Annotated in this window: 22 protein-coding genes; 11 read left to right on the forward strand and 11 right to left on the reverse strand. The window is 65.7% G+C overall.

Annotated features, from left to right (window positions below; genetic code table 11):
* Positions 1 to 16: 16 nt before the first annotated feature.
* Both XH92_RS08605 and XH92_RS08610 read left to right on the forward strand, forming a co-directional pair.
* Complete coding sequence (locus XH92_RS08605; protein ID WP_194458826.1) at positions 17 to 208, forward strand: hypothetical protein; 192 nt, start codon at positions 17 to 19, stop codon at positions 206 to 208.
* Positions 201 to 1,373, forward strand: a complete 1,173-nt coding sequence (locus XH92_RS08610; RefSeq protein WP_194458827.1) for an acetyl-CoA C-acyltransferase — start codon at positions 201 to 203, stop codon at positions 1,371 to 1,373. The genes XH92_RS08605 and XH92_RS08610 overlap by 8 nt, the downstream gene beginning before the upstream one ends.
* Before the next feature lie 72 nt (positions 1,374 to 1,445).
* Here the strand turns inward: XH92_RS08610 and XH92_RS08615 are convergent, their stop codons facing one another.
* Positions 1,446 to 1,916, reverse strand: coding sequence for a MarR family winged helix-turn-helix transcriptional regulator (locus XH92_RS08615; RefSeq protein ID WP_246788338.1), 471 nt, complete (start codon positions 1,914 to 1,916; stop codon positions 1,446 to 1,448).
* A 71-nt stretch (positions 1,917 to 1,987) separates the two neighbouring features.
* On the opposite strand from XH92_RS08615, the gene XH92_RS08620 reads away from it, so the two are divergent.
* Together XH92_RS08620 and XH92_RS08625 are read left to right on the forward strand one after the other, a co-directional pair.
* Positions 1,988 to 3,415, forward strand: a complete 1,428-nt coding sequence (locus XH92_RS08620) for an MFS transporter (RefSeq protein ID WP_194458828.1) — start codon at positions 1,988 to 1,990, stop codon at positions 3,413 to 3,415.
* 175 nt (positions 3,416 to 3,590) lie between these two features.
* Positions 3,591 to 5,264 carry a mucoidy inhibitor MuiA family protein gene (locus tag XH92_RS08625; RefSeq protein WP_194458829.1) on the forward strand — a complete coding sequence of 558 codons (1,674 nt, stop codon included), beginning with the start codon at positions 3,591 to 3,593 and terminating at the stop codon, positions 5,262 to 5,264.
* A 77-nt stretch (positions 5,265 to 5,341) separates the two neighbouring features.
* Here XH92_RS08625 and XH92_RS08630 read toward each other — a convergent pair whose 3' ends face one another.
* The 6 genes from XH92_RS08630 to hemP all read right to left on the reverse strand — a co-directional run bounded on the left by XH92_RS08630 (position 5,342) and on the right by hemP (position 10,539).
* Positions 5,342 to 5,785, reverse strand: a complete 444-nt coding sequence (locus tag XH92_RS08630; protein ID WP_194458830.1) for a hypothetical protein — start codon at positions 5,783 to 5,785, stop codon at positions 5,342 to 5,344.
* 230 nt (positions 5,786 to 6,015) lie between these two features.
* On the reverse strand, positions 6,016 to 7,368 hold the full coding sequence (locus XH92_RS08635) for an esterase-like activity of phytase family protein (RefSeq protein WP_194458831.1): 1,353 nt from the start codon (positions 7,366 to 7,368) through the stop codon (positions 6,016 to 6,018).
* 108 nt (positions 7,369 to 7,476) lie between these two features.
* Positions 7,477 to 8,280 carry a heme ABC transporter ATP-binding protein gene (locus XH92_RS08640; protein WP_194458832.1) on the reverse strand — a complete coding sequence of 268 codons (804 nt, stop codon included), beginning with the start codon at positions 8,278 to 8,280 and terminating at the stop codon, positions 7,477 to 7,479.
* Entirely contained in the window at positions 8,277 to 9,377 is a 1,101-nt protein-coding gene (locus XH92_RS08645) for an iron ABC transporter permease (RefSeq protein WP_194458833.1), read from the reverse strand. The genes XH92_RS08640 and XH92_RS08645 overlap by 4 nt, the downstream gene beginning before the upstream one ends.
* Positions 9,374 to 10,324 carry a hemin ABC transporter substrate-binding protein gene (locus XH92_RS08650; RefSeq protein WP_194458834.1) on the reverse strand — a complete coding sequence of 317 codons (951 nt, stop codon included), beginning with the start codon at positions 10,322 to 10,324 and terminating at the stop codon, positions 9,374 to 9,376. Before XH92_RS08650 ends, XH92_RS08645 begins: the two co-directional genes overlap by 4 nt.
* Positions 10,325 to 10,332: 8 nt before the next feature.
* Entirely contained in the window at positions 10,333 to 10,539 is a 207-nt protein-coding gene (gene hemP, locus XH92_RS08655; protein WP_194458835.1) for a hemin uptake protein HemP, read from the reverse strand.
* Here hemP and XH92_RS08660 point away from each other — a divergent pair.
* From XH92_RS08660 to XH92_RS08690, 7 genes are all read left to right on the forward strand, one after another.
* On the forward strand, positions 10,457 to 10,678 hold the full coding sequence (locus tag XH92_RS08660; protein WP_194461718.1) for a hypothetical protein: 222 nt from the start codon (positions 10,457 to 10,459) through the stop codon (positions 10,676 to 10,678). The two genes, hemP and XH92_RS08660, sit on opposite strands and share 83 nt — an antisense overlap.
* Before the next feature lie 112 nt (positions 10,679 to 10,790).
* On the forward strand, positions 10,791 to 13,136 hold the full coding sequence (locus XH92_RS08665) for a TonB-dependent hemoglobin/transferrin/lactoferrin family receptor (RefSeq protein WP_194458836.1): 2,346 nt from the start codon (positions 10,791 to 10,793) through the stop codon (positions 13,134 to 13,136).
* A 147-nt stretch (positions 13,137 to 13,283) separates the two neighbouring features.
* The gene (locus XH92_RS08670; protein WP_194458837.1) at positions 13,284 to 13,616 is read left to right on the forward strand and encodes an antibiotic biosynthesis monooxygenase; all 333 of its coding nucleotides are present in this window, start codon (positions 13,284 to 13,286) and stop codon (positions 13,614 to 13,616) included.
* 47 nt (positions 13,617 to 13,663) lie between these two features.
* On the forward strand, positions 13,664 to 14,137 hold the full coding sequence (hutX, locus tag XH92_RS08675) for a heme utilization cystosolic carrier protein HutX (RefSeq protein WP_371818067.1): 474 nt from the start codon (positions 13,664 to 13,666) through the stop codon (positions 14,135 to 14,137).
* 55 nt (positions 14,138 to 14,192) lie between these two features.
* On the forward strand, positions 14,193 to 14,945 hold the full coding sequence (gene exbB / locus XH92_RS08680) for a tonB-system energizer ExbB (RefSeq protein ID WP_371818068.1): 753 nt from the start codon (positions 14,193 to 14,195) through the stop codon (positions 14,943 to 14,945).
* 3 nt (positions 14,946 to 14,948) lie between these two features.
* A complete protein-coding gene (gene exbD / locus XH92_RS08685; RefSeq protein ID WP_194458839.1) occupies positions 14,949 to 15,395 on the forward strand; it encodes a TonB system transport protein ExbD in 447 nt (148 codons plus the stop codon).
* A 4-nt stretch (positions 15,396 to 15,399) separates the two neighbouring features.
* Entirely contained in the window at positions 15,400 to 16,221 is an 822-nt protein-coding gene (locus XH92_RS08690) for an energy transducer TonB (protein ID WP_194458840.1), read from the forward strand.
* Positions 16,222 to 16,382: 161 nt separating this feature from the next.
* Here XH92_RS08690 and XH92_RS08695 read toward each other — a convergent pair whose 3' ends face one another.
* The 4 genes from XH92_RS08695 to XH92_RS08710 all read right to left on the reverse strand — a co-directional run bounded on the left by XH92_RS08695 (position 16,383) and on the right by XH92_RS08710 (position 20,855).
* Positions 16,383 to 17,225 (reverse strand): carbohydrate ABC transporter permease, encoded by an 843-nt coding sequence (locus tag XH92_RS08695; RefSeq protein WP_371818069.1) that lies wholly within the window; start codon positions 17,223 to 17,225, stop codon positions 16,383 to 16,385.
* Positions 17,226 to 17,268: 43 nt separating this feature from the next.
* On the reverse strand, positions 17,269 to 18,225 hold the full coding sequence (locus XH92_RS08700) for a carbohydrate ABC transporter permease (RefSeq protein ID WP_194458841.1): 957 nt from the start codon (positions 18,223 to 18,225) through the stop codon (positions 17,269 to 17,271).
* Between the two features lie 131 nt (positions 18,226 to 18,356).
* Complete coding sequence (locus XH92_RS08705; RefSeq protein ID WP_194458842.1) at positions 18,357 to 19,703, reverse strand: ABC transporter substrate-binding protein; 1,347 nt, start codon at positions 19,701 to 19,703, stop codon at positions 18,357 to 18,359.
* A 108-nt stretch (positions 19,704 to 19,811) separates the two neighbouring features.
* Complete coding sequence (locus XH92_RS08710) at positions 19,812 to 20,855, reverse strand: C-terminal binding protein (protein WP_194458843.1); 1,044 nt, start codon at positions 20,853 to 20,855, stop codon at positions 19,812 to 19,814.
* Between the last annotated feature and the right edge of the window lie 236 nt (positions 20,856 to 21,091).

Consider the following 21,091-nt stretch of genomic DNA (forward strand, 5'->3'; position numbering starts at 1 on the left):
CCGGGACGTGCCGGGCATGACGAGGGAAGATACCGTTCAAGCACATCCAAATTCCGATCTGCGGAACATGACGCCGTCTCCGGCCCGGGAGGCGGCATTTGCCGTTCCGGGACGTCTGGTATTCCTGTTGCAGCGCCCAAAATTTGTGTACGAAGGCGTCAAGACGCGCCACTATCCGGCGATCTCAGAGGGAGAAAACAATGCGTGAAGCCGTAATCGTTTCCTACGCGCGCACCGGCCTGGCGAAGTCCGGCCGTGGCGGATTCAACATCACCCCGCCGATGTCGCTGGCCGGGCATGCCATCAAGCACGCGGTCGAGCGCGCCGGCGTCGACAAGGACTATGTCGAGGATTGCTATCTCGGCAATTGCGCGCATGGCGCGCCGAACATCGGCCGCCAGGCGGCGCTGCTCGCCGGCCTGCCGAAGACGACCGCGGGCGTCTCGGTCAACCGCTTCTGCTCGTCGGGCCTGCAGACCATCGCGATGGCCGCCAACTCGATCCGTTCCGACGGCTCCGATTGCATCGTCGCCGGCGGCGTCGAAAGCATCTCGATTCCCGGCGGCGGCTCGCCGAAGGAATCGATCGATCCGGACCTGCTCAAGACCGCGCCCGACATCTTCATGGCGATGATCGACACCGCCGACATCGTCGCTGAGCGCTACAAGGTCAGCCGTGAATACCAGGACGAGTATTCGCTGGAGTCGCAGCGCCGCATGGCGGCGGCGCAGCAGGCCAACAAGTTCAAGGACGAAATCGTCCCGATGAAGACCAAGATGAAGGTGGTCGACAAGGCGACCAAGGCCGAGTCGATCGTCGACTACGTCGTCGATCGCGACGAGTGCAACCGCCCCGAGACTACGCTGGAAGGCCTTGCAAAGCTCGAACCGGTGAAGGGCCCGGGCAAGTTCGTCACCGCCGGCAATGCCAGCCAGCTGTCCGACGGCGCCGCCGCAGTGGTGCTGATGGAAGCCAAGGATGCCGAGAAGCGCGGCCTCAACCCGCTCGGCCGCTTCGTCGCCTGGGCCTCGGCCGGCTGCGAGCCCGACGAGATGGGCATCGGTCCGGTGTTCGCCGTGCCGAAGCTGCTGAAGCGCCACGGCCTGAAGATCGATGACATCGATCTCTGGGAGCTCAACGAGGCCTTCGCCAGCCAGTGCCTCTATTCGCGCGACCAGCTCGGCATCGATCCCGAGAAGTACAACGTCAACGGCGGCTCGATCGCGATCGGCCATCCGTTCGGCATGACCGGCGCCCGGCTCACCGGCCACCTGCTGCAGGAGGGCCGTCGCCGCAAAGCCAAGTGGGGCGTCGTGACCATGTGCATCGGCGGTGGTCAGGGCGGCGCAGGCCTGTTCGAGATCTACAGCTAAGCGCGATCGATCCTGATCGTGTCAGAACGAGCGGCCCGGCGGCAACGCCGGGCCGCTTTTTATTGAAGCCAGTTATGACGCCGGCAAATCCGCCGCGCGTTCGCCGAACTCGAGTGCGGCGATCAGTTCGAGCGTCTGCCTGAGATCGGCCGCCTGTTTCGCGCCGAAGGCGCTCTCGAAACGCTCCTGCGCCTCACGCCAGGAAGCCTGCGACTCGTCAAGTCGGGCTTCGCCGCGTTTGGTCAGCCGCACCAGGCGGCTGCGGCGATCATTCTTGTCGACGCTGATGGTCAAAAGACCGTCGCGCGCCAGCGGCTTGAGGTTGTGGTTGAGCGCCGTGCGGTCGAGCACCAGGGCTGCGGCCAGTTCGCCCATCGTCGGCGCGCCCGACCGTCTGATGTAGACCAGAATGGCGCGCTGCGTGCCGCGCAGCCCGGATGTCGCAAGCACCTGATCGTAGAGCTGCGACACGCGCCGCGTCGCCTTACGCAACGCCGTGAGATTGCACCGGCTGGGTTCCGTTTTCGCCATCGCTGCCTCCAAACTGGGCTTGACAGTTACATGCATATGCACCTAATGGCAATAGATGCATATGCACGTATTTGGAGGATGTGATGTCGGAGATCGAGGCGGAGACGATCGGGCTGGCGATCGGAACTGACGCGCGGCCGCGATCCCGCGTCGCAACCCCGCGCCAGGTGCTCGCGATCGTATCGGTGGGCATCTGCCTCGCAAATCTCGACCTGTTCATCGTCAATGTCGGGTTGCCGAACATCGCGCAGGAATTCCGCGGCGCCTCGCTGGAGGATCTGTCCTGGATCCTCAATGGCTATGCGATCGTGTATGCTGCGTTGCTGGTGTTTTTCGGCCGGTTGGCGGAGCGCCACAGTCGCAATCTGAGCTTCCTGCTCGGCGTCGCGCTGTTCACGGCCGCATCGGCGGCCTGCGCGCTTGCGCCCAACGTCGAAGTGCTGGTCGCCGCCCGCATCGCGCAGGCCGCCGGCGCGGCATTGATGACCCCGACCTCGATCGGCCTGCTGCTGGCGTCGTTTCCACCCGACCAGCGCGCCGGGGCGGTGCGGACCTGGACGGCGATCGGCGGCCTTGCCGCTGCGCTCGGGCCGCTGGCGGGCGGCGTGCTCGTCACCTTCGACTGGCGCTGGATCTTCATCGTCAATGTCCCGATCGGTGTGGTCGCGCTCATCGTCGGCTGGCTGAAATTGCCGGAAGTGCCCGGCCACGATGTGCCGCGTCCGAGTTCATGGGCGGCGCTGCTGGTCACCTGCGGCATCGGCGCGCTGACCCTTGCGATCGTGAAGGCCAATGACTGGGGCTGGAGTTCGCGCGGCACCGTGCTTGGCTTTGCCATCGCGGCCGTCGCGCTCGCGGCCTTTGCGTGGCACTGCCTCAAGTCGAAGAACCCCTTCGTCGATCCGGCCCTGTTCAAGGTGCGGCCGTTCACCGGGGCGACGTTTGTCATGGCGCCATACTCGGCGGCCTTCGGCGCGATGCTGTTGTCGGTGGCGTTGTGGGAGCAAACCGTGTGGGGCTGGTCGGCGCTGAAGGCTGGCCTTGCGATCGCGCCGGGGCCGCTGCTTGTCCCGTTCACCTCGTTGTTGTTTGCCCGCCGCCTGATCGCCCGATTTGGCGCCGCGGCCGTCGTATCCGCCGGGATCGCAGCGTTCGCGGGCGGCCTTGCGATCTGGGCGACGTTGCTTGGAGGCGACCCCGACATGCCTGCCTTTGTGGTCGGCATGATGCTCACCGGTATCGGCGTCGGGCTGACCTTTCCGACCCTGATGGGCGTCGGCGCGGGCGCGCTGCCGCCATCGTCGTTCGCCACCGGCTCCGGCGTCATCAACATGATCCGGCAGGCTGCGCTCGCGATCGGCGTCGCGATCTTTGTCGCGATCCTGGCAACGCCGGTCTCGATGACCGAGCGGATCGCGGCGTTTCATCGCGGCTGGTGGATCATGATCGCGATCACCATTGCCGGCTTCGTGCCGAATTACCTGTTCATCCGGCGCAAGGCGGATCGCTAGACCCGAAAGACGCGGCTGCGCCACATGGCGGCCGCCAGCGCGCCATCGTCGCGCCGCACCGAAACCTCAATCGAACCAGTCGCTTCCTCGCTGCGTCTCACCACGAGAAACGGCCCGCCCTTGAGCCGGGCGTGCCGTCGGTCTCGCGCGATGCGATGTTTCCCGGAGGGATGTGATGCGAATGATTGCGAATTGTCTCGTGACCACCAGCCTGGTGCTGGCGGGTGCGCTGGTTTCCGGGCCGCTGCATGCGGCCGATCTCGACGCGGCGTCGCAGGTCGACGCCGTCACCGTCTATCCCGATGGCGCGAGCGTCACCCGCGTCATCACGCTGGACCTGCCCGCCGGTGACAACACGCTGGTCGCGAAGGATTTCCCGATGGGCCTCGATCCGTCCTCGCTGCGGGTCGAAGGCGAGGGAGCCGGCAGGCTGACGATCGGGGCCATCGACGCGCGGCCGCCGCGCCCGGTGCAGCCGGCGAACCTGCCCGAGATCGACAAGCGGATCGAGGCGCTGCGGGATCAGCGCGAGGATCTGCAGGGCATCATCACCTCGGCCGAGGCGCGGCGCAAATTCGCCGAACACTTCGCCGAGGCATCGCCGGTCGGAATCGGCGAGAAGGGCGAGGCGCGTCCGGTCAGCGAGTGGCGCGCCGCGTTCTCGGCGGTCGGGGACGAAGTCGCGACCGCCGACACCGCGATCCGCGACGCCGCGCGCAAGCAGCGCGACATCGACCGCGAGATCGCACGTCTCGAGGCCGATCGCGCCGCCAAGCCGCCGAGCAAGCTCGAGGTGCGGATCGAGCTTGCCTCCGCCGCCGCGACCCGCGCGACATTGCGGGTGACCTACGCGGTGCGCAACGCGCGCTGGATGCCGATCTACGACGCCCGTCTCGACACCGGCGCCAAGGACCGCAAGCCGGCGATCGAGCTGGTGCGCCGCGCCGAGATCACCCAGTCGACCGGCGAAGACTGGTCGAACGTCGCGCTCGCCGTCTCCACCGTGCGCGTCGCCCGCGGCGGCAACGCGCCCGATCTCAATTCGCTGATCGTGCATTATCCGCTGCCGCCGCAGCCGAAGTCGGCAGGTCTGATGTCCGACAGCGCGCGGGTGCGGTCTGCGCTCGCGCCGGCGCCCGCTCAGGAGGCAGTCCAGCAGTTCCGCTTTGGTGCGGGGCGCACCGACGAACTGGAAGCCGCGCCCGAGGTGAGCGCCTTCCAGGCAACTTTCAAGATTCCGGGCCGCGTCAGCGTCTCCGCCAATGAAGGTGCCAAGAGCCTGCGCATCTCGACGGCGACCATCGCCCCTGATCTGGCCATCCGCGCCGTCCCGGTGATCGATCCGACCGCATTCCTGGAGGCGAGCTTCGTGCAGGCCGACGATGCGCCGTTGCTGCCGGGGCAGGTCTCGATCTATCGCGACGGCATCTTTGTCGGCCGCAGCCGGATGGCCACCGCCGCCAAGGACGAGACCGTGCGGCTCGGCTTCGGCGCCGACGACAAGGTCAAGATCGAGCGCACGGTGGTGAAGCGCAATGAAGGCTCGGCCGGCCTGATCGTGACGACGTCGAAGACCGACGAGCGCGCGTTCAAGACCACGGTGCGCAACGGCCACGACTTCCCGATCAAGGTCGCGATCCAGGATCAGCTCCCGGTCAGCGAGAACGACGAAATCGTGGTCGAGATGCTGCCATCCTCGACGCCGGCGACCACCACCAATCTGCGCGACAAGCGCGGGGTGCTGGAATGGGCGTTCGAGGCCAAGGCCGGCGAAGTCCGTGACGTCAATTTCGCCTGGCGGATGCGCTGGCCCAAGGACAAGGGCGTCGTGATGGTGCCGGCGGGCTGACCTGCATCAGGTGCACGACGCGTCGTTCGCGAAAATGTCGGACGAAGAAAGAGTGACGCCTCGCGGGGGGACGCCGGCTAGAAGCCCGCGTCCTCCTCCAGCCATTGCTGATTGTCCCAGCGCGCACGACGGCCGAGCACATACTCGCGCGCGTCGTCCATGAAGTGCACCTTGCTGGCGAGTGCTCCGATGAAAGCGGTGAGCGCCGCTATCCAGGGCCACAGATGCATCAGCAACGAGGCAGGTATCTGATTGGCGAATCCCGCCTGCAGCGCGGCCGTGACCAGATAAGCCAGCACGCCCCACGCAGCGGCCAGGATCGTCGCCACGATCTGATAGCTGTTTTGGTGAAATCTCACCAACCGTCGCATCAGGGCGATGTAGGCGAAGTAGACGATCACGCCGAGAAGTAGGGCGACCAGTCCGGGCGGGAGCCCCCAGCTCTGGTCCCAGCTCAGATACGCAATAAAGCCCGCGGCGATCAACGCCTCGACATAGGTCAGGCTGGATTTGTCCTGCATGATTTGCCCCAAAGCGATTCAAGTACCGGCCGAGGCTATCATCATGGAGCGCTTTGGTAGAGAGGCAATTGCAAGACAACCTTGCTTCCACAAATTCAGTGTCATGCCCCGCCTTGAGCGGGGCATCCAGTACGCCGCGGCTTATCGGTTGAACTCGAACACCTCTGGAATACTGGGTCGCCCGGTCTAGCCGGGCGACGACACTGTTGCATGTGGCGCGAGCAACCGCTTCACTTGGCCTTCAGGAAGTCGCCGACTTCGAGCAGCATGAACTCGTCGTCATCGGCCTTGTTCGGGTCGCGGCTCGAGGAGAACGGCAGATTGTTGTCGTTGCCGACGATGATGTGGGTCTCGTCGACGCGGTCGACGTTCTCGATGGTGAAGAACGGGAAGGTGTAGACGCCCTCGTTCAGCGGCTTGCGGGCCTTCTTGTTCGGATCGCGGATCTTCAAGAGGTCGATATAGGCGATCTTGCGTACCGGTTTGCCGACATTGGCATCGGACAGCTCGATCTTGTAGACGCGCTTGAACTTGGCGAGGTCCGGGAAGCAGTGCTCGCCGCGCTGGCCCTGCGGACAGGCCTTGTCGGCGGTGCCTTCGCCATTGTCGCGCTCGATCACCAGGCCCTGGGCCGGATCGATCATGTTGAAGTCGCCGATCGCATTGCCGTTCTGCTCGAACACATATTGCCAATAGCGTCCGGTGAACTTCTCGGCCGCGACGTCGAATTCCAGGATGCGCGAGGCTTCCTTGCCGTCGACCTTCTCCCAATCCTTCTTGTCGGCATCCCACAGCGGCCCTTCGAGCAGGCCGTAGAGAAACTTGCCGTCCTTGGAGGAGGCAAAGCCCTCATAACCCTTGGAGCGGCGCAGATTGACGTTGGTGTAGGAAGCGCCGGGTGCGCCGGGCGACTGCACGGCCCAGTGATCCGGCGAGCGCACCGGCTTGCCGTCGGCGACCGTCTCGAACACGGCGAGGATCTTGCCGGTCTTGTCGGCCTTGAGGATGTAGGGCCCGAACTCGTCGCCGATCCAGAATGTGTCGTTGATGATCTGGAAGCCCTCGGTGTCGAAGTCCGCGCCGGTCAAATAGCGCTTGGCGGTGTCCTCATGCACGATGCGGAACGGCACCTTCTTGTCGGGGTCGTGCAGGAACACGGTCTCCTGGCGCTCGATCTTGCCGTTCGCCCAGTCCATCTTGTAGCGGTTCAGATACAGCATCGAGTCCGCCGAGTTGTAGCGCGAACCCATGCCGTTGTCGGTGATCACCCAGAACGAGCCGTCCGGCATCGCCTTGATGCCGGAATGGCCCTGCAGCGGCTGGCCCTTGAACGGCAGCGACACGCCGGTCGGCCGCTCGTAGGACTTGCCCATCACGGTGCCGATGGCGTCGACGCGCTTGCCGGTGGTGTACTTGCCCGAGGTTTTCAGATCGTTCGGGGCGTCGGCGGGAGCGTCGATGAAGCTCTCCGCCGGCATCACGGCGTGTCCTGCCAGGGTCGCCGGGAATTCGCCCTCGCTCTGCGCCAACGCCGATGTGGCGAGCAGGATCGAGGCGACGGAACAGAGCAATGACAGGCGCATGGTTGATCTCCCAAAGGACAAACGATGCGGTGTTCTCCGAGCCGCCTGTTACAGCCGGCTGACAGTTTTGTGAATCGATGTTGTTGCGGCGGGATAAGTCTTGCGGCGTTACGTCGCCTTGCCCGCCGGCCGCATCGTTTGCGGCAGCAGGAAGGGCACGCCACCGCCGGTGTAGTCGATCGTGGCATCGATCTCGAAGATCCTGCGAAGCGTGTCGGCCTGCATCGCGGCGGCGCGGTCGCCGTCGACGGCAAGGCGGCCGCGATGCAGCAGCAGGATGCGGTCGGCGAACCGCATCGCGAGGTTGAGGTCGTGCAGGATCGCGATCACGGCGGTGCCGCGCGCGGCGCGCCGCCGGGCGGTCTCGACCAGGTCGATCTGATGCCGCAGATCGAGGCTCGAGGTCGGCTCGTCCAGCAGCAGGAGCCCCGGCCCATGCAATGCCTCGCCGCAGGCGAGCTGCACCAGCACGCGGGCGAAATGCGCGCGCTGCTGCTCGCCGCCGGACAGCGTCGGCAATTGCCTGAGACGGAAATGCGAAAGCCCGACTTCGTCGAGGGCCGCCGCGACCAGCGCACGCGTCACCGCGCGCGGGCTTTCGCCGGCGCCCATGCTGACGATTTCCTCGACGGTGAAGGGGAAAGTGACGTTGACGTGCTGCGACAGCATCGCACGGTGCTGCGCCAGCTCGCGCGGAGCGAAGGCGTTGAGGTCGCGCTGCCTGAGCCGGATCGTGCCGCGCGACGGACGGAGATCGCCCGACAGCATCCGCAATAGCGTCGATTTGCCGGCGCCGTTCGGACCCACGATCGCGATCATCTCGCCGGCGCCGATCTGAAGCGAGACCGCATCGACCAGATTGGTGCCACCGACCGTCATCGTCACCGACTGCGCCTCCAGCAGCGCGGTCATAGCGAGACCAGCCCCCGTTGACGCAGCAGCATGGCCAGGAAGAACGGCGCGCCGATCGCGGCGGTCAGGATGCCGATCGGCATTTCCGCCGGCGTCACGATGGTGCGCGCCACCGTATCGGCCCCGACGAGCAGGATCGCGCCGAGCAAGGCGGACGCCGGCAGCAGCAGCCGATGCCCGGGTCCGATCGCCAGCCGCAGCAGGTGCGGCACCACGATGCCGACGAAACCGACCACACCGCAGACCGAGACCGCGACCCCGGTCATCGCCGACACCAGCACGATCGATATCCGCTTCAGCCGCTCGACATCGACGCCGCTGTGGAACGCCTCGGCCTCTCCGAGCACCAGCACGTCGAGCCCGCGCGCGATCCAGAGGCAGGTGATCAGCGCCGCGGCCAGCACCGGCGCCAGCGCCGTGAGCTTGGTCCAGGTCGCGCCGCTCAGCGAACCCAGCATCCAGAACGTGATGTCGCGCAGCTGGCGGTCGTCGGCGACAAAGACCAAAAGGCCGATGCCGGCGTTGGCGATCGCGGCAATCGCGAGCCCGGCCAGCAGGAAGATCGCAATCGAGGTGCGGCCACCGCGGCTGGCAATGGCGTAGAGCACGATCGTGGTGATCAGCGAGCCGGCAAAGGCCGCGATCGGCAGCAATTGATGTTGCAGGAAGCGCAGGTTCTCGCCGAGCCGGCTGTCGGTGAACACGATCGCCGCTGCTGCGGCAAACGCGCCGCCGGAGGAGACGCCGACCAGCGCGGGGTCGGCGAGAGGGTTGCGGAACAGGCCCTGCATGATCGCACCGGAGACGGCGAGCAGAGCGCCGACCATGGCGGCCGCCGCGATCCGGGGGATGCGGATCGACCACACCACGAGCTGGTCGCGCGCGAGCAGCGGGCTCGCTGTGCTGTCGGCCCATAGCCCTAGCGCGGCGGGCAGCCGTGCCAATGGAATGCCGGCCGCGCCAACTGTCAGGGCGACCAGTGCAGTTCCAGTGAGTGCAGCAAGCAGGCAGAGCAGGGTCAGTGTCGCTGCCGGCCGCAGCGACATGCCGGCGCGCCGTTGTTTCGCACGCGCGGGGCGATCGGCCAGCACGCTCATTGCCGGCAATTCGCGGTCAGTGCTGCCGGCTTGAAGTTCTCGGCTTCCGGCGCCAGCGCCGGATAGAGCTTGACCGAGAGGTCGCGTGCTGCGGCCGCAGTGCGCGGCCCGAAGCCGAGCAGATAGAGCCCCTCCATCGAGATGAAGGCCTTGTTGGCCGCGACCGGCGTTAGCGCGAAGGCGGGATGCGCAAACACCGCATCCGACGTCAGCGAGTCCTTGCCACGATCGATCGACAGCACGATGTCCGGCTTCGCGGCTACGATCGCCTCGTCGTTGACCGGCTTGTAGCCGTCGTAACCGTCGATCGCGTTGACGCCGCCGGCGAGCTGGATGATCTCGTCCGCGGCGGTCTTATGGCCCGCGGCCAGCGCCCGGCCATTCAAGAGCGACATCACGAACATCACGCGCACCGGTTTCGTCACTTTGGCGCGCACCGCGCGTAATTGTGCGAGATCGCTTTCGACCGCGGTGGTGAGGCAGGCGGCGCGCGGGTCGGCGCCCATGGCGTGGCCCACCAGCCTGATCTTCTCGACCAGCCCGGCCTCCGAGAACGTCTCCGGCACCAGCACCAGCGGCACCTTGGCGGCCTCCAGCACATCGATGGTCTCCTTCGGCCCGGAGCCCTGCACCGCAAGCACCAGCGACGGATGCAGGCCGAGCACGCCCTCCGGCGACAGCTGGCGCATATAGCCGACGTCGGGTTTCTCGCGCAGCGCCGCCGGCGGGTAGAGGCTGGTCGCATCGACGCCGGCGATGCGGTCCTCGAAGCCGAGCGCATAGAGGATCTCGGTGATCGCGCCGCCGATCGAGACGATCCGCGAGGGATCGTCGATCACGACGTCGCGGTCGCGCGCGTCGTGCACGGTAATGCCCTCGGCGGCCGCTGCGCCGATCGGCAGCAGACAGGAGAGCGCGAGCAGGGTGAGCGTGCGACAAATTGTCATCGGGGCCGTCACTTGGTCAGGATCAGCTTGTTCTGCGAGGTCAGCCGCAACCGGTAACGCTCTTCCCCATGCACGATGATGATCTCGCGCTCGGCCGCGAACAGCTCGCGGCTGTCGAGGCGATTCCCGTGCATGACGAGCGTTTTGGCTGCGTCTGACGCCGATGCGGCGTGGTTTCCCGCCGCGCCGATATTGTCTCCGGAAGTTGCCGACATGCTCGTGGTGCTGCGCCTTCGCAATCTTCAAATGATGCCTGCTTGTATAAGCGGGCGATGGCGCATTCCAACGGCTGCACTTTACAATCGATGTAAACAGCGCCGCCGCATTCTTGACCGTTTTGTTGCCGGCTCGTAACCAATCATCACACGATGCAAGTGTGTGGCTTGCCTCGCAACGTAGCCAGCAAGCCGCTCGGTGGAGCGCACGCCAGCCAAACCAGAGAAGCGATGATTGGGCTGGGGCTAGAATGGCTGACGGGGCTAGGGTTTCGCGCGCCTTGATTTTGGGCGCGTCGGTGTTTTCATTTTCGGCAGCGCTGCCGGCAAGCGGTTTGGCGCAAACCGCCGATACGTCGGCTGCGCGTCCCGCGACCGAGCGGCCGAAGCAGGCCAAGCGCAAGCCGAAGCCTGTCGCGGAAGAGCAGGCGGCGCAGCCTGTGATGAACGCGCGCGCGCAGATCGGCGCGGTGCCGGTGCAATCGCTCGACACCATCACGGCGGTCGCATCCAAGACCGAAGAGCGCGCGATCGACGCGCTGGCGCCGGTCAGCTCCGTCACACTGGAGAAGATCCAGGGCCTGCAGCCGAACCGGGTGTCGGACATCTTCTATAACGTGCCCGGCGTCTCGTTCCAGGAACGCGGCGACGATCCGGCGACCGTGATCAACATCCGCGGTCTGCAGGATTTCGGCCGCGTCGCGGTCGTGGTCGATGGCGCGCGGCAGAACTATCAGCGCACCGGCCACAACGCCAACGGCTCATTCTTCCTCGATCCCGAACTGATCGGCGGCGTCGACGTGGTGCGCGGCCCGACCGCGAACATCTATGGCTCCGGCGCGATCGGCGGCGTGGTCTCGTTCCGCACCAAGGATATTGACGATGTGGTGCGCCCCGGCGAGCGCTGGGGCGTCGACATGTCCGGTTCCTATGGCAGCAACAAGGACCGCGGCATGGGTTCGGTGTTCGGTGGCGTGCGCGCCGATCCGAATGTCGATGTGTTCGGCGGCGCCGTCTACCGCACCCAGAGCAACTACAAGGACGGGGCGGGCACCGAGATCGGCAACACCGGCAACGATATCGCGGCCGGCCTGATGAAGGTGACGATCCGCCCGGCCGAAGGCCACGAGTTCAAGATCGGCGGTGTCTTTCAGGATTACCAGTACAATATCGGCCAGCAGAACCGCGGCCCGACCACGACGGCGGCGCCGCTGGCGGCGATCGCGGGCTCCTCGGTCTACGCTTCCGACGCCAGGAACTACACGGGTACGCTGAGCTGGCGATATTCCAAGCCCGACGACATGCTGTTCGACTGGGACATTTCGGTCTACGGCAATCGCACCGACAACGACCAGGTCAAGACCTACAACAACCGCATCACGTCCGGCGGCGGCGTCTGCACCCTCGCCAATCCCGGCAACAACATCTCAGGCTGCGTCGGCGACAAGCGCGGCTATTCGCTCGACACCGTCGGCGTCGACGTCAACAACACCTCGCGCTTCAATTTCGGTGACTGGCGCAACGCCGTGACCTACGGCTTCGACGCCTTCCGCGACGATGTCGAGACCTTCGACTCGCGCGGCAACTCCAACATCACGACGCCGGGCGGCCAGCGCACGGTGTCCGGCGGCTTCGTGCAGTTGAAGCAGAACTATTCGAGCTGGCTCGAGCTCGTCAGCGCCGTTCGCTACGACCGTTACGAGCTCAACTCGGTCAACACCACGACCAGCGGCGACCGGCTGTCGCCGAAGATCACGCTCGGCGTCACGCCGGTGACGGGCTTCACGCCCTATGTCAGCTATGCCGAGGGCTATCGCGCGCCGTCGATCACCGAGACGCTGATCGCGGGCGGCCACGCCACCGGCGGCGGGCCGGCGCTGTTCAACTGCCCCGACGGTACCAGCGGCCTGTTCTGCTTCCTGCCCAACGCGGCGCTGCGGCCCGAGGTCGGCAAGAACAAGGAAGCCGGCATCAATCTGAAATATGACGGCATCTTCACCGCGAGCGACTCGTTCCGCGGCAAGATCAACGTGTTCCACAACGACGTCGACGGCTATATCGACCTTGTCGCGTCGGCGCCGACCACGACGCCGTTCGGACGCTTCAGCCAGTTCTATCAGTACCAGAACATCGCCCACGCCCGCATCGAGGGTTTCGAGCTCGAGACGATGTATGATGCGGGCGACTGGTTCGTGGGCGTCGCCGGCCACCTGATGCGCGGCCGGAACACCGCGACCAATGTCGGGCTCGCCACCATCACGCCGCGCAAGGTGACGACGACCGGCGGCGTCCGCCTGCTCGACCGTTCGCTGATCATTGCCGCACAATGGTCCTCGTTCGGTGCCAACAACGATCTGCCGGCGGGCTATCTGCCCTCGACCGGCTACGAGCTGGTCAATCTTTACCTGACCTGGAACGCCACCAAGGACATCACCTTCACGGCGTCGGTCGACAATCTCTTGAACCAGTACTACCGGCCCTATGCGATCCCGGGCTCCTCGACCGACGGCACGACGCAGAACGACGTGCTGTTCTCGAGCCCCGGGCCGGGCACCGTTTACAAGGCCGGGCTGAAAATTCACCTAGGTGGAGCGTAACGCGACGAGCCGATCATTCCATCCAGGTTGCTCCGGCCGCGCTGGTGCCCCCAGCGCGGCTTTGGCGCATTCATGATATCAACGAGATCAACCGGCAGGATCCAGGCATCGTCCAGGGCATCCGTCGTCAAACAGGAGAAGGCTTTCATGTTCATCGCAATGAACCGGTTCCAGGTGATCAAGGGCAAGGAGCAGGCGTTCGAGACGGTCTGGAAGACCCGCGAATCCTATCTCGGCGATCTGCCCGGCTTCATCGAGTTTCATCTCGTGAAGGGCCCCGAGGCCGAGGACCACACGCTCTATGCAACCCACACCGTGTGGGCCAGCAAGGCGGCGTTCGAGGACTGGACCAAATCCGAGGCGTTCCGCCGCGCCCATTCCCGCGCCGGCAACGAGACCGGCGGTAGCCTCTATCTCGGCCATCCCAAGTTCGAAGGCTTTGAGGTGCTGATCACCGAGCGCGCCAAGAGCCCGGCGTGACGGAGACGGCCGTGCAGAACGCGGAGCTTGCCGGATTGAAGGCCTACATGGCCGACAATCCCGGCGCTGTGATCGAGGACGTCGCGCGCGAGCGCAAGGTGACGCCGCGCGCGGTGCTCGAGGCGCTGCCCGCGAGCATGGTGCGGATCGGCGCCGGCGAATTCGCCGCCGCGATGCAGGACATCGCGGAATGGGGCGAGGTGACGCTGATCGTGCACACTGACGACGCGATCTTCGAGTTCACCGGCGCCATACCGAAAGGCGAGGTCGGCCGCGGCTATTTCAACCTGATGCAGCCGAAGGGCCTGCACGGCCACCTCAGGCATGAGCGCTGCGCGGCGGTCGCCTTCGTCGAGCGGCCCTTCATGGGCAAGGTGTCGGCCTTCATCGCCTTCATCAATCTCGACGGTGGCATCATGTTCAAGGTGTTCGTCGGCCGCGACGAGACGCGCGCGCTGCGCGGCGATCAGCTGACGCGCTTCCACGCGCTGGCGGACCGTATCGCACCGAAAGCGGGCTGAGTACGAAAGACGGGAGGCGACCATGTCGCAGCGCAGGCTTGGGCGACGCATCGCGATGTTCGCGGGCGCCATGTTCGCAATGCCGCCGGGCGCGGGCCTCGCCGCAGCCGACGCCGCGCTGCTGCCGCGTAATCTCTCGCCCTGGGGCATGTTCGAGAGCGCCGATATCGTCGTGAAGGCTGTCATGATCGGCCTCGCCTTCGCCTCGCTCGTCACCTGGACGGTCTGGCTCGCCAAGACCATCGAGATCCGCCGCAAGACGAGGCTTGCGCGGCACCGCATCGGACTGCTGGAACGCGACACGCAGCTTGCCGAAGTCGAGCAGGCGAGCCGCGACGGCGGCGATGCGGTGGCGCAGATCGTGCAGTCGGCGTCGCGCGAGGCCGCGCTCTCCGGCGGCATGTTCGACGACGGCTTCAAGGAGCGCATCGCGCTGCGGCTGGAGCGGCTCGAGGCGGCGATGTCGCGACAGATCGCGCGCGGCACCGGCGTGCTCGCGACGATCGGCGCCACCGCGCCGTTCGTCGGCCTGTTCGGCACGGTGTGGGGCATCATGAATGCCTTCATCGGCATCTCCGAAGCCCACACCACCAATCTCGCCGTGGTCGCGCCGGGCATTGCAGAGGCGCTGCTCGCAACCGCGCTCGGCCTCGTCGCCGCAATTCCGGCGGTCGTGATCTACAATCACCTGACCCGCTCGATTGCGGCCTACCGCGCGCTGCTCGGCGACGCCTCCGTCATGGTGATGCTGCTGGTGAGCCGCGAGGGCGATCGCAGCCTGTTCCGGCTGGCGCGCGCCGCGGAGTAGGGGATGGGCGCAAGGCTTGGCTCTGGCGGCGCATTCGGTGGCCGGCGTCGCGGCGACGACGACCTGGCCGAGGCGCATGAGATCAACGTCACGCCGTTCATCGACGTGATGCTGGTGCTGCTGATCATCTTCATGGTGGCGGCGCCGCTCGCGACCGTCGACCTCGGCGTCGATCTGCCGGCCTCGACCGCCGAGCCGCAGCCGCGGCCGGACAAGCCGGTGTTCGTCACGGTGAAGCCCGACCTCTCGGTCGCGGTCGGCGAGGATGTGATCGCGCGCGAGGCGCTGACCGCGACACTCGACGGCGCCACGCAGGGCAAGAAGGACGAGCGCATCTTCCTGCGCGCCGACAAGGCCGTCAGCTATGGCGATCTGATGGAGGTGATGAACCTGCTGCGCAATGCCGGCTATCTCAAGATCGCGCTGGTCGGGCTCGACGGGCGAAGCTAGTTCCATGAATGCGTATGCGCTTCATGATGCGGGCGACGATATCCGGCTGCGGCGCTGGAGCCTGTCGGCGGCCACGATCCTGGCGGCGCATGCGGCGCTGATTGCGCTTGGTATGATATGGGTCTCGGCACCGCCGCCGGGTGTCGCGGTGCCGGCCGTGCTGGTGGACCTGACGCCGATCACCTCGGCGCCGACGATTTCGGAGACCGAGCTGCCGCCGGGCCCGGCGATGCAGGAGGCCGACGCCTCGCCGCCGGAGCCTGCCGCCGCGCAGGTTGTGCAGCAGGAGATCGCGCCGACGCCGCTGCAGGAGAAGCCGGAGGTCGCCGCGCCGCCGGAGCAGAAGCAGCAGCTTGCGCCGCCGAAGCCCGAGTCCACGAACGTCGTTCCTGAGCGGAAGCCCGAGCCGATCAAGCCGAAAGTGGTTCGCCGGGAGGCAAAGAAGCCGTCCGAAGCGACGCCGGCACCGCGCACCAGCGCGCCGAGCCGCGCCGAACGTCAGGCGCCCGCGGCATCCGCGATCAGCTCGGGCGCCGCGGCGTCGGCGATCGCAGCCTACAATGCACGCGTCCGCGCGCATCTCCTGCGCTTCCATTCCTATCCGGCCGGCGGCAACGGCCAGCGCGGCGTGGTCCGCCTTGCGTTTACACTCGGTCGCGGCGGGCAGGTGCTGTCGAGCCATCTCGGCGGCTCCTCCGGCAACCCGACCTTCGACGCGCGGGCACTGGCGATGGTGCGCCAGGCCCAGCCGTTTCCGGCGTTTCCGCCCGAGGTCACGCAGGGCTCGATGGGCTTCAGCGTGCCCGTCGCGTTCGTGCCAAGATGATGCGAGAGAGGCCGCACACCCTTTTCCCGTCATCCTGAGGAGCGCGCAGCGCGTCTCGAAGGATGCACGGCCCGGCTGGTGGCCGTCGATCCTTCGAGGCTCGCTCCGCTCGCACCTCAGGATGACGGGGATGGAGCGAGCTAGCCTCTATCCAAGCCCAGCTACTCCTTCACCGCCCCTGTCAGCGACGACACGTAGTAGTCGACGAACAGCGAATAGAACAGCGCGACCGGCAGCGAGCCGAGCAGCGAGCCTGCCATCAACGCGCCCCATTGGTAGACGTCGCCGGTGACGAGTTCGGTCAGGATCGCGACCGGCACCGTCTTGTTGGCGCCGCTCTGGATGAAGGCGAGCGCGTAGATGAACTCGTTCCACGATAGCGTGAAGGAGAAGATGCCGGCCGAGATCAGGCCGGGCACCGCGAGCGGCAGCGTGATCCGCCACAGGATCTGCAGCCGCGTCGCGCCGTCGACCAGCGCGCATTCCTCGAGCTCATAGGGGATCGACTTGAAATAGCCGATCAGAAGCCAGGTGCAGAACGGTACCAGGAAGGTCGGATAGACCAGGATCAGCGCCAAGGGTGAATCGAACAGGCCGAACTGCACGATCACGGTGGCGAGCGGAATGAACAGGATCGACGGCGGCACCAGATAGGCGAGGTAGATGCCGAGCCCGACATAGGGGCTGCCGCGGAATCGCAGCCGCTCGATCGCGTAGGCGGCGAGCGTCGAGGCGAACAGCGACAGGAAGGTCGAGCCGATCGCGACCAGCATCGTGGTCTTCAGCCAGCGCGGATACGAGGTGTCGAACAACAGATGCTTGACATGCGCGAGCGTCGGCGAGGTGATCCAGAACGGATTGTGCTCCTTGTAGTTCAAGAGCTCCGCGTTCGGTTTGAACGAGGTGATCGCCATCCAGTAGAACGGGAACAGCAGGATCAGGATGAAGCAGGCGAGCGGCAGATAGATCATCACCACGCGCCGGGCGCGGGAATCCCACGCCATCGTGTCGGGCGTGGCGCTGGCGACGTTGGATTGGGCTGCAACGTCAGTCATTGGCTTCTCCCTGCTGCCATTTGCGGCGGGCGAGGCCGAAGTAGCTGAACAGCGTCGCGAACACGAGGAACGGGATCATCGAGACCGCGATCGCCGCGCCCTCGCCGAGCTCGCCGCCGGCGATGCCGCGCTGAAACGCCAAGGTCGCGAGCAGATGGGTCGAGTTGACCGGGCCGCCGCGGGTGATGGCGTAGACGAGCTGGAAGTCGGTGAAGGTGAAGATGATCGAGAACGTCATCACGATCGCCAGGATCGGCATCATCATCGGGAAGGTGATGTAGCGGAAGCGCTGCCAGGAGGTGGCACCGTCGAGCATCGCCGCCTCGTAGAGCGAGGGCGAGATGGTCTGCAGCCCGGCCAGCAGCGAGATCGCGACGAACGGAATGCCGCGCCAGATATTGGCCGCGATCAGCGAGAACCGCGCCGGCCACGGCGAGCCGAGGAAGTCGACATTGCTGTCGCGGACGTGCAGTACGTCGACCAGGAGATAGGAGATGATCGAGAACTGCGGATCGTAGATCCACCAGAACGCCAGCGCTGACAGCACCGTCGGCACGATCCACGGCAGCAGCACGATGGCGCGGATCAGGCTCTTGAACGGGAAATGGTTGTTGAGCAAGAGCGCCAGCCAGAAGCCGAGCGCGAACTTTCCGAAGGTCGCGACCGCGGTGTAGAAGATCGAGTAGAACACCGCGTTCCACCACAGCGGATCCTTGAGCAGGTACCGGAAGTTCTCAAGCCCGATATAGATGCCGCGCTGGCCGATCGTGGTGTCGGTGAAAGCGAGCCAGATGCCGAGGCCGAGCGGATAGGTGAGGAACACCAGCAGCAGGCCGATCGCGGGTGCAAGGCACATCACGATCAGGAACGGCTTGTAGTCGAACAGGCGTGCGAGCCAGTTCGGCTGGCGCAGCGCTTGTCCCCGTGAAGGTAGTGTCGTTACAGACATTGAATGCTCGTCCGCTGCCGTCATTGCGAGGAGCGAAGCGACGAAGCAATCCATTCCCCTCGTGGTGCTATGGATTGCTTCGCTTCGCTCGCAATGACGGTTGGCCCAGATCTACGGTTCAGGAACTGCCGTTATCGACCCTGCCGCCGGAAGTACCGCTTGGCGCGCTGCTCGGCTTCCGCGGCGGCGGCCTCAGGCGTTGCCGCATCGGTCGCGACGGAGGCGCACATCTGCACCAGCACATAGTCGGCGTTGACGGCGCCGGTCGCGGTCGAGATCGGCCCCTTGTAGCCGTTGTAATAGGGGCTCTTCATCGTGTCCTTGAAGATCGCGACCTTGGGATCGCCAGACCACACCGCAGCGTCCGCGTAGGCCGCGAGCGGCTGCGACCAGTAGCCGGAGTTGGCGTTGAGCCACGGCTCGTACTGCTCCTTCTCCAGCATGAATTGCAGGAACGCCTTCGCCGCATTGGGATACGGACTGTGCTTGAACGCCATCGCATTCAGCGTCAGGCCCGACATCGGCGAGGTCGATGCCAGTCCCTTGGGCAGGAACTGATGCTCGGTGTCGTCGGCGACCGCCTTGGTGGCGGGATCGTTCTTCAGCGAGAAGTACAGCGAGACGCCGTTGGCGGTCAGGCCGATTTCCTGCGACGAGTAGGCGCGGTTGTTGGAGACGTCGTTCCAGGACGGCGTGCCGGCGATGAAGGTCGGATAGAGCTCCTTCAGATATTTCAGCGCCGCGATCGTCTCCTTGCTGTTGATGATGATGTTGCCTTCCTCGTCGAGCAGCGCGGCGTTGTGCGACCACAACAGCCAGTTGGCGAAGCCGTTGCCGTCGCCGACCGCGTTGCCGAGCGCGAAGCCCGCCGGCTTGCCGGCCGCCTTCAATTTCTTGCAGAGCTCGAGGATGCCGGCGTGGTCTTCCGGCACCTTGTCGAAGCCGGCCGCATTGACCAGCGACTTGCGATAGACCAGCGGGCCGCCCGAGGCGCCGAACGGCAGGCCGACCCAGCTCTTCGACTTCGAGCGCATGCCGTAGCGTTTCGCGAGCGTGAGCCAGCCGCCGTAGCGCTTGTCGAGATAGTCGGCGACGTCGGTCAGCTCGATCAGCTTGTCGATATAGATGTGCGGCGCGTCGCCGAAGCCGATGATGATGTCGGGGCCGGCGCCGGAGTTCGAGGTCACCGCGGTCTGCTGATTGATGTCCTCCCAGCCGACGAAGTCGACCTTGACCTCGACGCCGGTCTTGTCGGTGAAGCGCTTGGCATTGGCGCGGAACACGTCTTCGTCGGCCTGGACGAAGCGCACCGGCCGCAACATGCGCAAGCTCGCGCCCTTCTCGATCGGCAGCGAGGGCGCCGCCACGTCGGCAGCCTTCACTTTCGACGCCTCTTGCGCCGATGCGCCGGTGACTGCCAGTGCCGCCGCGGATGCCCCCAGCGCCAGCGCGTCGCGACGCGTGATCTCGTACTTCATGTCGTTCGCACTCCCGTTCTTATTGTTTCGTTGTTGTTGTTCCTTCCCGGCGTTGGCCGCCGGTGAAGGGTCTCGTGGTCTCGGCGCACGAAAAAGCGCATTCCCGCCTCAGCTGTTCGGACCGCGATCCATGCTGACGGGCTGCCAGCGGCGCAGCGCGGTGTCTTGCAGCACGGACGGGTTGACGCAGCTTACCGGCCACATGCCTTGCAGCACTAGTGACAATTCGTAGCCCACCCGGCGCTTGCGCGCCTCGTCAAAACGTGCCGATGCCGAGGCGACATGAGCGGTCAAGGTAACATTGTCCATCCCGAGCATCGGGTTGTTGTGCGAGGGCGGCTCCTTTTCCAGCACGTCGAGCGCGGCGTGGGCGATCCAGCCCTCCTGCAGCGCCTTGATCAGCGATTCCTCGTCGACGGTGGCGCCGCGGCCGGTGTTGATGAAGATGGCCGATTTTTTCATCTGACGAAAATGCTTCTCGGTCAGCATGTGGTGCACTTCGGGCCGCGCCGGGGCGTGCATCGAGACGAAATCCGACTGCGACAGCACCTCCGACAAGGTCGACGGGATCACGCCGTGGTCGTACATCAGCGTTTCCTGGATGAAGGGATCGTAGGCCATCATCCTGAGGCCGAACGGCGCGGCGCGCTTGGCCACCGCGCGGGCGACGCGACCGAACGAGATGAAGCCGAGCGTCTGGCCCATCAGCCGCGGAATCTTGAGGAGCGCCGGGCGGCCCTCGGCCCAGCGGCCTGAGCGCACCATCTTGTCCTGCTCGATCAGGCGGCGGAAGCCTGCGAGCAGCAGCATCATGGCGTGGTCGGCAACCTCCTCGATGAAGGTGTCGGGGATGTTGGTGACCGGGATGCCGCGGGCGGTCGCGGCCTTGACGTCGACCGAGTCGACGCCGACGCTGCCGAGCGTGATCACCTTGCAGTTCTCCAGCGCGTCGATCACCGCCTTGGTGATCGGCATGCCCTTGGCGTAGATCGCGTCCGCGGTGCGCGCCGCGGCGATGAATTCGGCCTCGTTGGCCGGCGCCTCGACGATCTCCGCGCCGATCGGATCGAGCGCCTCGCGCTCATAATCGTAGCCGCCGCCGGCGACCGTGAAGCTCGCGCCCTTTGGCGTCACCACCCTGAATTTCGACATTGTCTGCTCCCGATGTGAGGTCTTCTGTTCTTGCTTCTTGCTGGTTTGCTTCTTGATGTTCTTGATTCTCGGAGCGCGGCCCGGATCGCCGCATTTCCTACTTCTACGCGAGCGGCACTGTTCTCTCCACAATTGCCGGTTGGTCCGCGGCCCGATTCTCCGGGCTTCTACGGGGAACCACCGTAACCATCAGGTAAAGGGTCTCACATTACGGTGAGCGGAATCAATCCGCCAAT

It is taken from the genome of Bradyrhizobium sp. CCBAU 53421 (assembly GCF_015291625.1).
Lineage (GTDB): Bacteria > Pseudomonadota > Alphaproteobacteria > Rhizobiales > Xanthobacteraceae > Bradyrhizobium.

Coding starts and splice junctions, on each gene's coding strand:
- XH92_RS08665 (WP_194458836.1), top strand. CDS start 10,791: ATGGCTGACGGGGCTAGGGTTTCGCGCGCCTTGATTTTGGGCGCGTCG.
- exbB (WP_371818068.1), top strand. CDS start 14,193: ATGTTCGCGGGCGCCATGTTCGCAATGCCGCCGGGCGCGGGCCTCGCC.
- XH92_RS08695 (WP_371818069.1), bottom strand. CDS start 17,225: ATGGCGTGGGATTCCCGCGCCCGGCGCGTGGTGATGATCTATCTGCCG.
- XH92_RS08640 (WP_194458832.1), bottom strand. CDS start 8,280: ATGACCGCGCTGCTGGAGGCGCAGTCGGTGACGATGACGGTCGGTGGC.
- hemP (WP_194458835.1), bottom strand. CDS start 10,539: ATGTCGGCAACTTCCGGAGACAATATCGGCGCGGCGGGAAACCACGCC.
- XH92_RS08620 (WP_194458828.1), top strand. CDS start 1,988: ATGTCGGAGATCGAGGCGGAGACGATCGGGCTGGCGATCGGAACTGAC.
- hutX (WP_371818067.1), top strand. CDS start 13,664: ATGGCCGACAATCCCGGCGCTGTGATCGAGGACGTCGCGCGCGAGCGC.
- XH92_RS08645 (WP_194458833.1), bottom strand. CDS start 9,377: ATGAGCGTGCTGGCCGATCGCCCCGCGCGTGCGAAACAACGGCGCGCC.
- XH92_RS08670 (WP_194458837.1), top strand. CDS start 13,284: ATGTTCATCGCAATGAACCGGTTCCAGGTGATCAAGGGCAAGGAGCAG.
- XH92_RS08625 (WP_194458829.1), top strand. CDS start 3,591: ATGCGAATGATTGCGAATTGTCTCGTGACCACCAGCCTGGTGCTGGCG.
- XH92_RS08710 (WP_194458843.1), bottom strand. CDS start 20,855: ATGTCGAAATTCAGGGTGGTGACGCCAAAGGGCGCGAGCTTCACGGTC.
- XH92_RS08700 (WP_194458841.1), bottom strand. CDS start 18,225: ATGTCTGTAACGACACTACCTTCACGGGGACAAGCGCTGCGCCAGCCG.
- XH92_RS08650 (WP_194458834.1), bottom strand. CDS start 10,324: ATGACAATTTGTCGCACGCTCACCCTGCTCGCGCTCTCCTGTCTGCTG.
- XH92_RS08635 (WP_194458831.1), bottom strand. CDS start 7,368: ATGCGCCTGTCATTGCTCTGTTCCGTCGCCTCGATCCTGCTCGCCACA.
- exbD (WP_194458839.1), top strand. CDS start 14,949: ATGGGCGCAAGGCTTGGCTCTGGCGGCGCATTCGGTGGCCGGCGTCGC.
- XH92_RS08705 (WP_194458842.1), bottom strand. CDS start 19,703: ATGAAGTACGAGATCACGCGTCGCGACGCGCTGGCGCTGGGGGCATCC.
- XH92_RS08630 (WP_194458830.1), bottom strand. CDS start 5,785: ATGCAGGACAAATCCAGCCTGACCTATGTCGAGGCGTTGATCGCCGCG.
- XH92_RS08605 (WP_194458826.1), top strand. CDS start 17: ATGACGAGGGAAGATACCGTTCAAGCACATCCAAATTCCGATCTGCGG.
- XH92_RS08660 (WP_194461718.1), top strand. CDS start 10,457: ATGACGAGCGTTTTGGCTGCGTCTGACGCCGATGCGGCGTGGTTTCCC.
- XH92_RS08610 (WP_194458827.1), top strand. CDS start 201: ATGCGTGAAGCCGTAATCGTTTCCTACGCGCGCACCGGCCTGGCGAAG.
- XH92_RS08690 (WP_194458840.1), top strand. CDS start 15,400: ATGAATGCGTATGCGCTTCATGATGCGGGCGACGATATCCGGCTGCGG.